The organism is Hydrogenophaga sp., from assembly GCF_028698005.1.
Classification (GTDB): domain Bacteria; phylum Pseudomonadota; class Gammaproteobacteria; order Burkholderiales; family Burkholderiaceae_C; genus Hydrogenophaga.
Window position 1 is genome coordinate 1 of the sequence record NZ_JAQVEJ010000103.1, and the last position, 10452, is coordinate 10452.

15 protein-coding genes and 1 pseudogene are annotated in these 10452 nt (G+C 65.8%); 1 reads left to right on the forward strand and 15 read right to left on the reverse strand.

The features are described 5' to 3' along the window. Window positions 1-166: 166 nt before the first annotated feature. The 7 genes from tatC to hisI form a co-directional block, all read right to left on the reverse strand. Window positions 167-967, reverse strand: coding sequence for a twin-arginine translocase subunit TatC (tatC, locus tag PHQ87_RS10755; RefSeq protein ID WP_300233898.1), 801 nt, complete (start codon window positions 965-967; stop codon window positions 167-169). Continuing rightward, window positions 967-1473 (reverse strand): Sec-independent protein translocase protein TatB, encoded by a 507-nt coding sequence (tatB, locus tag PHQ87_RS10760; protein WP_300233901.1) that lies wholly within the window; start codon window positions 1471-1473, stop codon window positions 967-969. Before tatB ends, tatC begins: the two co-directional genes overlap by 1 nt. A gap of 109 nt (window positions 1474-1582) precedes the next feature. After that, window positions 1583-1819, reverse strand: coding sequence for a Sec-independent protein translocase subunit TatA (gene tatA, locus PHQ87_RS10765; protein ID WP_300233904.1), 237 nt, complete (start codon window positions 1817-1819; stop codon window positions 1583-1585). A gap of 101 nt (window positions 1820-1920) precedes the next feature. Further along, entirely contained in the window at window positions 1921-2286 is a 366-nt protein-coding gene (locus PHQ87_RS10770) for a histidine triad nucleotide-binding protein (protein WP_300233907.1), read from the reverse strand. A 20-nt stretch (window positions 2287-2306) separates the two neighbouring features. After that, the gene (locus PHQ87_RS10775; protein WP_300233910.1) at window positions 2307-2702 is read right to left on the reverse strand and encodes a hypothetical protein; all 396 of its coding nucleotides are present in this window, start codon (window positions 2700-2702) and stop codon (window positions 2307-2309) included. A 12-nt stretch (window positions 2703-2714) separates the two neighbouring features. Continuing rightward, the gene (locus tag PHQ87_RS10780; RefSeq protein WP_300233913.1) at window positions 2715-3089 is read right to left on the reverse strand and encodes a phosphoribosyl-ATP diphosphatase; all 375 of its coding nucleotides are present in this window, start codon (window positions 3087-3089) and stop codon (window positions 2715-2717) included. A 5-nt stretch (window positions 3090-3094) separates the two neighbouring features. After that, the gene (gene hisI, locus PHQ87_RS10785; RefSeq protein WP_300233916.1) at window positions 3095-3484 is read right to left on the reverse strand and encodes a phosphoribosyl-AMP cyclohydrolase; all 390 of its coding nucleotides are present in this window, start codon (window positions 3482-3484) and stop codon (window positions 3095-3097) included. A 61-nt stretch (window positions 3485-3545) separates the two neighbouring features. On the opposite strand from hisI, the gene PHQ87_RS10790 reads away from it, so the two are divergent. Next, a complete protein-coding gene (locus tag PHQ87_RS10790) occupies window positions 3546-4046 on the forward strand; it encodes a lipopolysaccharide assembly protein LapA domain-containing protein (RefSeq protein ID WP_300233919.1) in 501 nt (166 codons plus the stop codon). A 49-nt stretch (window positions 4047-4095) separates the two neighbouring features. Here the strand turns inward: PHQ87_RS10790 and hisF are convergent, their stop codons facing one another. The 8 genes and pseudogenes from hisF to PHQ87_RS10830 form a co-directional block, all read right to left on the reverse strand. Then, entirely contained in the window at window positions 4096-4875 is a 780-nt protein-coding gene (gene hisF / locus PHQ87_RS10795) for an imidazole glycerol phosphate synthase subunit HisF (protein ID WP_300233922.1), read from the reverse strand. Window position 4876: 1 nt separating this feature from the next. Continuing rightward, a complete protein-coding gene (gene hisA / locus PHQ87_RS10800; protein ID WP_300233925.1) occupies window positions 4877-5617 on the reverse strand; it encodes a 1-(5-phosphoribosyl)-5-[(5-phosphoribosylamino)methylideneamino]imidazole-4-carboxamide isomerase in 741 nt (246 codons plus the stop codon). A gap of 26 nt (window positions 5618-5643) precedes the next feature. Continuing rightward, window positions 5644-6306 carry an imidazole glycerol phosphate synthase subunit HisH gene (hisH, locus tag PHQ87_RS10805; protein ID WP_300233928.1) on the reverse strand — a complete coding sequence of 221 codons (663 nt, stop codon included), beginning with the start codon at window positions 6304-6306 and terminating at the stop codon, window positions 5644-5646. Window positions 6307-6320: 14 nt separating this feature from the next. Then, the gene (gene hisB / locus PHQ87_RS10810) at window positions 6321-6941 is read right to left on the reverse strand and encodes an imidazoleglycerol-phosphate dehydratase HisB (RefSeq protein WP_300233931.1); all 621 of its coding nucleotides are present in this window, start codon (window positions 6939-6941) and stop codon (window positions 6321-6323) included. Then, window positions 6938-8032 (reverse strand): histidinol-phosphate transaminase, encoded by a 1095-nt coding sequence (gene hisC / locus PHQ87_RS10815; RefSeq protein WP_300233934.1) that lies wholly within the window; start codon window positions 8030-8032, stop codon window positions 6938-6940. Before hisC ends, hisB begins: the two co-directional genes overlap by 4 nt. 12 nt (window positions 8033-8044) lie before the next feature. Continuing rightward, complete coding sequence (gene hisD / locus PHQ87_RS10820; protein ID WP_300233937.1) at window positions 8045-9385, reverse strand: histidinol dehydrogenase; 1341 nt, start codon at window positions 9383-9385, stop codon at window positions 8045-8047. Further along, a complete protein-coding gene (gene hisG, locus PHQ87_RS10825) occupies window positions 9382-10038 on the reverse strand; it encodes an ATP phosphoribosyltransferase (RefSeq protein WP_300233940.1) in 657 nt (218 codons plus the stop codon). The genes hisD and hisG overlap by 4 nt, the downstream gene beginning before the upstream one ends. Then, window positions 10035-10452, reverse strand: a pseudogene (locus PHQ87_RS10830) (UDP-N-acetylglucosamine 1-carboxyvinyltransferase); the annotation flags it as partial. The pseudogene PHQ87_RS10830 and the gene hisG, both read right to left, overlap by 4 nt.

Below are 10452 nucleotides of genomic sequence, written 5' to 3' on the forward strand. Positions count from 1 at the left end.
CGCAACTGCTGTCGGCCGTCGCGGCGCTGCCTCCGGGGCAGCCCTCCACCCTGGTCGTGGTGCGCAGGGATGGCACGCAGTCACTGCAGATCGTCCCGGGCCGACGCAACCCCGCGCGGCCGCAGGTCCGCACCCGCTGAGCGTCCGCCGGGGAGACCGTCCCCGGTCAACCGGCCTTCTTTTCTTCGCCCGCAGCCGTCTCGGCTTCCTCGGTGGCAGGGCTGAACCAGCGGGCCCCCCAGATGCCCAGTTCGTACAGCAGGCACATGGGCACGGCCAGCGCCAGTTGCGAGATGACGTCGGGCGGTGTCACGATGGCGGCAATGATGAAGGCCACCACGATGAAGTAGCCACGGAAATCCTTGAGTTTCTGGATCGTGACCAGCCCCATTTTGACCAGCAGCATCACCACGATAGGCACCTGGAAGGCCAGCCCGAACGCCAGGTACAGCGAAAGGATGGCCTCGACATAGGAGGCGATGTCGGGCGTGGCCGCCACACTGGCGGGTGTGAAGCGCTGGATGAAGCCGAACATCTTGTCCAGCACGAAGAACTGCACGAAGGCGATACCCACGTAGGCCAGGATGCTGCCCAGCACGATCAGAGGCACGGCAAACCGCTTCTCGTGGCTGTACAGGCCCGGCGCCACAAAGGCCCACACCTGGTACATCCACCACGGCAGCGACAGCAGCAGCGCCGCCATGGCCAGCACCTTGAGCGGAACGAAGAACGGCGAGAACACCCCGACCGCGATGAGTTTTTCGGTGCCGGGCGGCATGTGCGCCAGGATCGGCACCGCAATCAGGTCGATCAGACCGCTCGGGCCAGGCCAGATGGCCAGCAGCGCCATGCACACGGCCATGCCGGCGACGGCATAGAGCAGGCGGTCCCGCAACTCCATGAGGTGCTGGACGAAAGGCTGCTCGGTCCCGGCCAGCTCGTCTTCGGGGTTGTTCGGGTTGGCCATCAGCGGGGAGACGATGTGGATTTGGGGCGGTAGCGCGCCACCCGGGCCGCCCCGGACTGGGCCCGGGTACGGACGCCGGTACGGGCCTTGTACCACAGGGGTGTGGCGCCCTGCTTGAGACGCCAGTTCTTCTTCGGGTGCCGGTAGGTCGGGTAGACCTCGCTGCCCAGCGCCTGGAGAGCACCAGCGCTGTCGTCGCCGCTGCTGAGCGTGCTGCCATCGAGCCCCGCCGTCGCTTCCTGCCAGGATTTTTCGAAGTTGTCGGTCTCGGTACGGATGGACGATTCGACGTCGCGAGCCGCCGACTCGACCGACTCCTTCATCTTGCGCAACTCATCAAGCTCCATCGAGCGATTGACCTCGGCCTTGACATCGGCCACGTAGCGCTGCGCCTTGCCCAGCAAGGTACCCACCGTGCGCGCCACGCGCGGCAACTTCTCGGGGCCGATGACAATCAACGCCACCGCCCCGATCAGGGCGAGCTTGGAAATGCCCAGATCGATCATGTGTCAGCCATTCATGGTGCAACCTGCGCCAGACCGGGAGCCCGCGCCGGGCTTCTGCCGCCCGCAACAGGCGGCACACCCGACGCGGCGTCGCCGCAGGGGGGACGCCTCACTTCTGACGGGCTTCGACGTCGATGGTGGTCTGCTCAGGCTTCTGGCTGGCCTGGGTCACCTGCTGGGGGGGAGTCGCCGCCGATGCGGAGGACTCACCCTCCTTCAGGCCATCCTTGAAGCCTTTGACCGCACCACCCAAGTCAGATCCGATGTTCTTGAGCTTCTTGGTACCAAAGACCATGACCACGATCAGCAGCACGATGAGCCAGTGCCAAATCGAAAAACTACCCATATCTTTCTCCGGTGTCTGAAATGGCGTCGAGCGCCCTGATGTTGGATTCTACGCCGCGGCCGACAGTTCAACCGCCGTGCCAAGGGTTATCCAGCACCCGGTCAGCCTCGCGCCCACGGGCGAGGCCCGCCGAAGACATGGACGTGCAGGTGGTGGACCTCCTGCCCCCCGTCCTGCCCGGTGTTGCACACCACGCGAAAACCGCCCTCGGGGTACGGCCGGCACCCCTGCTCCATGGCCAGCCTGGGCGCCAACACCATGATCCGGCCCATCAGCACCTCGTGCTCCGGGGCAAGTTGCGCCATGGACGGCACGTGCACCTTCGGTACCATCAGGAAATGCACCGGCGCCCAGGGGTTGATGTCGTGAAACGCGAAGATGCGCTCGTCCTCGTAAACCTTCTTCGAGGGGATCTGGCCAGCAATGATCTTGCAGAAGATGCAGTTCGGATCGTGTTGTTCGTGCATGGAAAAAACGGCAGGGAAGATCAGCCCACCGGGCGGCGGTCGTTCATGCGGACCATGCCCTTGATGATGCGATAGAGAAACCACAGCGAGATGATGCACCAGGCCACCATGCCGGGCAGCAGAAAGAGCAGCCACAGCGGCCAGGTCACCACGTAGAGGACCGCGGCCCAGAGGACGCTGCGAATGCGCCACGAGAAATGGCTGGCCTGCCAGGTCCCCTCGGCATCCGGGCGCTTGACCAGATCGATGATGAGCGCCACCACCAGCAGCCCGACGCCCACCTGGGCGCCGGGGATGACCGCCGCCAGCGCGACCACGAAATGCAGCACGTAGCTGAGCCAGCCTATGGTCAGCAGGCTGTCATCGGCTGGCTTGAATGTGGCGGGGACATCAATGATGTCGCGGTCATCGGCCATGATGCCGTCCTTTCAGTGGCCGGACGCGCCGGCCTCGCGCTCCCTGACCTTGCGCATGGCCTTTTCCTCCAGGCCACTGAGGCCCTCGCGGCGGGCCAGTTCGGCCACCACGTCGGCGGGTGATTTGCCGTAGTGGGCCAGCGCCACCATGCAGTGGAACCACAGGTCGGCCACTTCGTTCACGAGCTTCTGGGGATCACCGCCGTGCCCGCAGTCCTTGGCCGCCAGCACCACCTCGGTGGCCTCCTCGCCCACTTTCTTGAGAAAGGCGTCCGGGCCCTTGTGCAGCAGGCGCGCCACATAGCTTTTCTCGGGATCGCCACCATTGGCCGGGCGGCGGCTTTCGATCACGGCTGCCAGGCGGATCAGCGTATCGGTATCGGACATGGTGTTCACTTGTAGATGGTTTCGGGGTCCTTGAGCACCGGATCGACCGGTGTCCAGGCATTGTCCTTGAGCACGCTGTAGAAGCAGCTGTGCCGGCCCGTATGGCAGGCAATGCCGGGTTCATGCCCCCGCTGGGTGACCTTCAGCAGCACCACGTCGCTGTCGCAGTCGAGCCGGATCTCATGCACCGTCTGCACGTGGCCGGACTCCTCGCCCTTGTACCAGAGCTTGCCGCGCGAGCGGCTGTAGTAGACGGCGCGGCCGAGCTCGGCGGTCTTTTCCAGCGCCGCGCGGTTCATCCACGCAAACATCAGGACGTCACCGCTGCCCTGTTCCTGCGCGATGACGGGCACCAGGCCCTGCGCGTCCCATTTCACTTGATCGAGCCAGTTCATCTTTCGAATCTATCACGCCCCGCCACTGGGCGCCCACGGCCATCCGGGATACGATGCCGACATGAAACCCAGAACCATGCTTCTCATCGCCTGTCTGCTGTTGGTGGCGGCCTTCGTGGCCCTGAATCTTGACGAGGTTTTCCGGCCCACCACGTTGAACTTCGCGTTCACCGACGTGCAGGCGCCGCTGGGCCTTGTGCTGCTGGGCATGCTGGGAGGGTTGCTGATCGTGTTCCTGCTGGTGATGGTGCTCAACCAGGCCTCGCACCTGATGGAGGTGCGGCGCCTGGGCAAGGAAGCGACCGAGCAACGGCAACTGGCGGACAAGGCCGAGGCGTCGAGGCTGGCGGAACTGCGGGACTACCTGCGCACCGAGTTGACGCGGCTGGAAGAGCGCCAGCAGGCGCAGACCGCGACGCTGCAGCAACAGATCGAGCGCAGCCAGACCGAACTGGCCCGCCTGTTCGAGCAAAGCGCCAACGGCCTGAGCGCCAGCCTGGGCGAGCTGGAAGACCGGCTGGATCGCCAGGACCGGCTGCCCGGCACGCCCGAACAGCCCTGATCGCACAGCACGCCGCCGCAGCCGCGGCCGCGGTGGGACACCGACCGCTTTACAGCCGAACCGGAATGCCCCGCTCGGCCATGCGCTGTTTGGCCTGAGCCACCGTGTACTCACCGTAGTGGAAGATGCTGGCCGCCAGCACGGCGTCCGCCCCCCCCTGCTGCACGCCATCGGCCAGATGGTCGAGATTGCCGACGCCGCCCGAGGCGATCACGGGGATGCTGATGGCGTCCGCCACGGCACGCGTCAGCTCAAGGTCGAATCCGGACTTGGTGCCATCCCGATCCATGCTGGTCAGCAGGATCTCGCCGGCCCCGTACTCGGCCATCTGCCGTGCCCAGGCCAGGGCATCCAGGCCGGTATTCTTGCGCCCGCCGTGGCTGTAGACATCCCAGCCCGCACCACGCGCGGCCAGATCGTCACCCTGGCGGCGCTTGGCATCGATGGCAACCACGATGCACTGCGCACCGTACTTGTCGGACGCATCGCGGATGACCTGCGGATTGGCGATGGCGGCCGAGTTGAAGCTGGTCTTGTCGGCACCTGCGTTGAGCAGGCGGCGCACATCCTCCACCGTCCGCACGCCGCCGCCCACCGTCAACGGGATGAACACCTGCGAGGCCACGGCCTCGATGATGTGCAGGATCAGGTCGCGCCCGTCGCTGGTCGCGGTGATGTCCAGGAAGGTCAGCTCATCGGCGCCCTGTTCGTTGTAGCGCGCCGCGATCTCGACCGGATCACCGGCATCGCGCAGTTCGACGAAGTTGACACCCTTGACGACGCGGCCACCGGTCACGTCCAGACAAGGGATGATGCGTTTGGCCAGCATGTCAGGTCCGCAGCTCGTCGGCACGCGCCTGGGCGGCCGCGAAGTCCAGATCGCCCGAGTAGATGGCGCGGCCGGCGATGACACCCTCGACGCCTTCGTCCTCGACCGCACACAGGGCATCGATGTCGGCCATGCTCGACAGACCGCCCGAAGCGATCACGGGAATGGACAGTGCCTGGGCCAGCTTGACGGTGGCCTCGATGTTGATGCCCGAGAGCATGCCGTCGCGCCCGATGTCGGTGTAGACGATGGATTCGACGCCCCAGTCCTCGAACTTCTTGGCCAGGTCGACCACCTCATGACCGGTGAGCTTGCTCCAGCCATCGGTGGCGATCTTGCCATCCTTGGCGTCCAGGCCCACGATCACGTGGCCGCCAAAGGCGGTACAGGCATCCTTCAGGAAGCCGGGGTTCTTGACGGCCGCGGTGCCGATGATGACGTAGCGCAGGCCGGCGTCCAGGTAGCGTTCGATGGTGTCCAGGTCACGGATGCCGCCACCGAGCTGGACCGGGATCTCGTCACCGACGGCCTGCAGGATAGCCTTGATGGCCGGCAGATTCTGCGGTTTGCCGGCAAAGGCACCGTTGAGGTCGACCAGGTGCAGGCGGCGAGCGCCCTTGTCCACCCAGCTGCGCGCCATGGCTGCCGGGTCTTCACTGAACACGGTGGATTGGTCCATGTCGCCCTGTTTGAGGCGTACGCACTGTCCGTCTTTGAGATCGATGGCGGGAATCAGCAGCATGGTGATGTTGAGGTCGGCAGGACGGTTCAGGGATTCCAGTGGAGGAAGTTGCGATAGAGCGCCAGCCCCTGGTCGGCGCTTTTCTCAGGATGGAACTGGGTGGCAAAAATATTATCCCGCGCGATGGCGCTGGCAAATCGCCCGCCGTAATCGGTTTCCCCGGCGACATGGGCCGCGTTGGCAGGCCGCGCGTAGTAGCTGTGCACGAAGTAGAACCAGGCACCCTCGGGAATACCAGCCCAGACGGGGTGCGGATCGCGCCCGTCCAGCTCATGGAACACCTGGTTCCAACCCATCTGTGGCACCTTGAAACGGCTGCCGTCCGCCTGCAGGCGCCCCTCCAGCCGAAAGCGCACGACCTCGCCCGGCAGCAGGCCCAGACCATCGGTCGGCCCCTCCTCGCTGCGGTCCAGCAGCATCTGCATGCCGACGCAGACGCCGAACAGCGGTTTGTTCGCGGCCGCATGCAGCACGGCATCAAGCAGGCCCGAGGCAGCCAGCTCGCGCATGCAGTCGCCCATGTGGCCCTGCCCGGGCAGCACGACGCGGTCGGCGTCCAGCACGCCCTGGGCACTGGCGGTGATCTTCACCTCCACCTCGGCCTGCTCCGCCACATGGATGACGGCCTGCGACACGGAACGGAGATTGCCACTGCCGTAATCGACCACGGCGACTGTCTTGCGTTTCATCGGAAAAGACGGACTCAGAGGGTGCCTTTGGTCGAAGGGATCACGTCCCCCATGCGTGCATCGCGCTCCAGTGCCATGCGCAAGGCACGAGCGAAGGCTTTGAACACGGTTTCCGCCTGGTGGTGGGCGTTCTCGCCGTGGAGGTTGTCAATGTGCAGGGTCACGCCCGCATGGTTGACAAAGCCCTGGAAGAATTCGAAGGCCAGTTGCGTGTCGAAGGCGCCGATCATGCCTGCCTTGAATGGCACACGCATGTGCAGCCCCGGCCGGCCGGAGAAGTCGACCACCACGCGCGACAGGGCCTCGTCCAGCGGCACGTAGGCGTGGCCGTAGCGGCGCAGGCCTTTTTTGTCACCCACGGCGCTGGCAAAGGCCTGGCCGAGGGCAATGCCCACATCCTCCACGGTGTGGTGGCCGTCGATGTGCAGGTCACCCTGGCACTCGATGTCGAGATCGATCAGGCCATGACGGGCGATCTGGTCCAGCATGTGGTCGAAAAACCCGATGCCGGTGGACAGCCTGGCGGTGCCGGAACCATCAAGGTTGATGCGGACATGAATCTTGGTCTCGGCGGTATCGCGCCGGACCTCGGCCACGCGATCGACGAAGCTGGGGGTCGTTTGTGAAGAGGTCATAGACTGGTTTGGAGGGCGGCCATCATGCGGGTGTTTTCGTCCGGTGTGCCCACCGTCAGACGCAGGCAGTTGCCCAGCAGTGGATGCATTTTAGAAACATTCTTGACCAGGACACCTTGCGCTTTCATGCCGTCGAAACAGCGATCCGCATCGGGCACACGCACCAGCACCATATTGGCATCACTCGGAAAGGCCTGCACACCGGGCATCGCCGACAGGGTATCGAGCAGTCGCTGGCGCTCCTGGCGGATCTGCGCTGCCTGCCGGGCAAACACCTCGGTGTGCTCCAGCGCGAACAGCGCGCACTCGGCGTTGAGCACGCTCACGTTGTAGGGTGGGCGCAGCTTGTCGATCTCGTGCACCAGTGCCCGCGGGCCCACCAGGTAGCCCAGCCGGACGCCCGCCAGGCCGAACTTCGACAGCGTGCGCATGAGCAACACATGGGCATGGGCCTGCGGGTTGGCCCGCATCTCGTCCAGCCAGGTATGGCTGGAAAAAGGCTGGTAGGCCTCGTCGATCACGACCAGCCCACCGAAGGCGGCGGCCTCGTCGATCAGGCGCCGGACCGAACCGGCCTGCCACAGATTGGCGGTGGGGTTGTTCGGGTAGGCCAGGTAAGTGATGGCCGGTCGGTGCGTGCGCATGGCCGCCAGCATGGCCGCTTCGTCGAGCTGGAAATCCGGCGTCAGCGGCACGCCGTGATAGGCCAGACCCTGGAGCCTGGCACTCATGGCGTACATCACGAAGCCGGGCTCCGGCGCCAGGATGGCGGCACCCGGCATGTCGCAGGCCATGGCCAGCAGCGAAATCAGCTCGTCGGAGCCGTTGCCCAGCATCAGCGAGCTGCCTTCAGGCAGGTCGATGGCATGCGCGATCGCCTGCTTGAGCTCCTCGACACGGGCACCGGGGTAACGGTTGACCGGCACGCGGCCCAGCCGCTCGCCCAATGCCGCCTGCAGATCGGGCGGCAGGGTGAAGGGGTTCTCCATCGCGTCCAGCTTGATCATGCCGGCCGAATCCTGGACGGCATAGGCGTGCATGGACTGCACGTCCTGACGGATGCGCAGCAGCGGATCGGGTCTGGCGCTCATCGGGCCGCGTCCTCAGCGGCCGCGCATGGGCGGCACGTCCGACAGGCGCAGTTCGGCCGCGCGCGCGTGGGCCTGCAGGCCCTCGCCGTAGGCCAGTTCGGCCGCCACCTTGCCCAGCACCTGGGCACCCGCCTCACTGACCTCGATCAGGCTGGAGCGCTTCTGGAAGTCGTACACCCCCAGCGGCGAGGAGAAGCGGGCTGTACCGCTGGTGGGCAGCACGTGGTTGGGACCGGCGCAGTAGTCACCCAGGCTTTCGCTGGTATAGGCGCCGAGGAAGATGGCGCCGGCGTGCCGCAGCAGCGGCTCCCAGCGGTGCGGTTCGCGGCTGGACACCTCCAGGTGCTCGGGCGCGATGCGGTTGCTGATGGCACAGGCCTCCTCCATGTCACGCGTGAGGATCAGCGCCCCCCGGCCATTGAGACTGGCGGCGATGATGTCCGCGCGGGGCATCGCGGTCAGCCTGCGATCGATCTCGGCCTGTACGGCATCGATGTAGGCCGCGTCGGGGCACAGCAGGATGGACTGGGCCAGCTCGTCGTGCTCGGCCTGCGAGAACAGGTCCATCGCCACCCACTCGGGCGGCGTGGTGCCGTCGGCCAGCACCAGGATTTCACTCGGGCCCGCGATCATGTCGATGCCGACCGTGCCGAACACGCGCTTCTTGGCACTGGCCACATAGGCGTTGCCCGGCCCGGTGATCTTGTCCACCTTGGGCACGGTGGCCGTGCCGTAGGCCAGCGCCGCGACAGCCTGGGCTCCGCCGATCGTGAAGGCGCGCGTGACGCCGGCCACATAGGCAGCCGCCAACACCAGCGGGTTGCGCTCGCCACGCGGCGTCGGCACCACCATGATGATCTCGCCGACGCCGGCCACATGGGCCGGGATGGCATTCATCAGCACCGACGAGGGATAGGCGGCCTTGCCGCCAGGAACATAGATGCCCACGCGGTCCAGCGGCGTGACCTTCTGGCCCAGCAGCGTGCCGTCTTCATCGCGGTAGCTCCAGCTCTCGCCATTGGCCTTCTTCTGCGCCTCGTGGTAGCGGCGCACGCGCTGCGCCGCCTTCTCGAGCGCCTCACGCTGGGCGGGGGCGATGGCATCGAAGGCAGCGCGAAGGTCGGCCTGCGTGAGCTCCAGGTCAGCCACTCCCTGCACCTGCAGGTGGTCAAAGCGGGCGGTGTAGTCGAGCACCGCCGCGTCGCCGCGTGTGTGCACATCGGCCAGGATGTCGGCCACACGCTGCTCGATGGCCGCATCGGTGTCGGCGGACCAGTGCAGCCGCGCCGCAAACTGCGCCTCGAAGTCGGGCGAGGATGTGTTCAGGCGAACGGGCTGGGCGGAGGGCATCATGGCGATGGGGCCTGCTGGCCAATGGCTTGGGAAAAAGCTTCGATGATGGGCCGAATGGCCGCCTGTTTGAGCTTGAGGGCCGCCTGGTTGACCACCAGGCGGGAAGAGATGTCCATGATGCGCTCGACTTCGACCAGGTTGTTGGCCTGGAGGGTCTTGCCAGTGGACACCAGGTCGACGATCGCATCGGCCATGCCGGTCAAGGGGGCCAGTTCCATGCTGCCATACAGCTTGATCAGGTCCACATGCACTCCCTTGCCCGCAAAAAACTCACGCGCAATGCTGGTGTACTTGGTGGCCACGGTCAGTCGCGAGCCCTGGCGAACGGCCGAAGCGTAGTCGAAATCGGCCGGCACCGCCACGCTCATGCGGCACTGGGCAATCTGCAGATCCAGCGGCTGGTACAACCCCTGGCCGCCGTGCTCGATCAGCGTGTCCTTGCCGGTCACGCCCAGATCGGCACCACCGTGCTCGACATAGGTCGGCACATCGGTCGCACGCACCAGCACCACGCGCACGTCCGGCTGGTTGGTGGGCAGGATCAGCTTGCGCGAGGTTTCCGGGTCCTCGAGTACCTGGATACCGGCCGCGGCCAGCAGCGGCAGGGTTTCGTCGAAGATGCGGCCTTTGGACAGGGCGAGGGTGATCGTCATTGGATGCGTTCAATGTGGGCGCCGATGGCGCGCAGCTTCTCTTCCATCCGGTCGTAGCCGCGGTCGAGGTGGTAGATGCGGTCGACGATGGTGTCGCCCTGGGCCACCAGCCCGGCGATCACGAGGCTGGCCGAGGCGCGCAGGTCGGTGGCCATGACGTTGGCCCCGGTGAGCTTTTCGACGCCTTCGACCACGGCCACCTTGCCGTCGATCTGGATCTTGGCCCCCAGGCGCATGAGCTCGCTCACGTGCATGAAGCGGTTCTCGAAGATCGTCTCGGTGACGGTGCTGGTGCCCTGGGCAATGCAGTTGAGCGCCATGAACTGCGCCTGCATGTCGGTCGGGAAGCCCGGGTATTCGGTGGTGCGGAAGCTCTGGGCCTTGAGCCGCCCTTCGCTGCGCACACGGATGAAG

Bases quoted from the DNA above. Each gene is read 5' to 3' on its own strand.
- hisH (WP_300233928.1), bottom strand. From the start codon at position 6,306: ATGAAACGCAAGACAGTCGCCGTGGTCGATTACGGCAGTGGCAATCTC.
- PHQ87_RS10775 (WP_300233910.1), bottom strand. From the start codon at position 2,702: ATGGCCGATGACCGCGACATCATTGATGTCCCCGCCACATTCAAGCCA.
- hisD (WP_300233937.1), bottom strand. From the start codon at position 9,385: ATGATGCCCTCCGCCCAGCCCGTTCGCCTGAACACATCCTCGCCCGAC.
- tatB (WP_300233901.1), bottom strand. From the start codon at position 1,473: ATGATCGATCTGGGCATTTCCAAGCTCGCCCTGATCGGGGCGGTGGCG.
- tatC (WP_300233898.1), bottom strand. From the start codon at position 967: ATGGCCAACCCGAACAACCCCGAAGACGAGCTGGCCGGGACCGAGCAG.
- PHQ87_RS10790 (WP_300233919.1), top strand. From the start codon at position 3,546: ATGAAACCCAGAACCATGCTTCTCATCGCCTGTCTGCTGTTGGTGGCG.
- hisB (WP_300233931.1), bottom strand. From the start codon at position 6,941: ATGACCTCTTCACAAACGACCCCCAGCTTCGTCGATCGCGTGGCCGAG.
- tatA (WP_300233904.1), bottom strand. From the start codon at position 1,819: ATGGGTAGTTTTTCGATTTGGCACTGGCTCATCGTGCTGCTGATCGTG.
- PHQ87_RS10770 (WP_300233907.1), bottom strand. From the start codon at position 2,286: ATGCACGAACAACACGATCCGAACTGCATCTTCTGCAAGATCATTGCT.
- hisF (WP_300233922.1), bottom strand. From the start codon at position 4,875: ATGCTGGCCAAACGCATCATCCCTTGTCTGGACGTGACCGGTGGCCGC.
- hisG (WP_300233940.1), bottom strand. From the start codon at position 10,038: ATGACGATCACCCTCGCCCTGTCCAAAGGCCGCATCTTCGACGAAACC.
- hisI (WP_300233916.1), bottom strand. From the start codon at position 3,484: ATGAACTGGCTCGATCAAGTGAAATGGGACGCGCAGGGCCTGGTGCCC.
- PHQ87_RS10780 (WP_300233913.1), bottom strand. From the start codon at position 3,089: ATGTCCGATACCGATACGCTGATCCGCCTGGCAGCCGTGATCGAAAGC.
- hisA (WP_300233925.1), bottom strand. From the start codon at position 5,617: ATGCTGCTGATTCCCGCCATCGATCTCAAAGACGGACAGTGCGTACGC.
- hisC (WP_300233934.1), bottom strand. From the start codon at position 8,032: ATGAGCGCCAGACCCGATCCGCTGCTGCGCATCCGTCAGGACGTGCAG.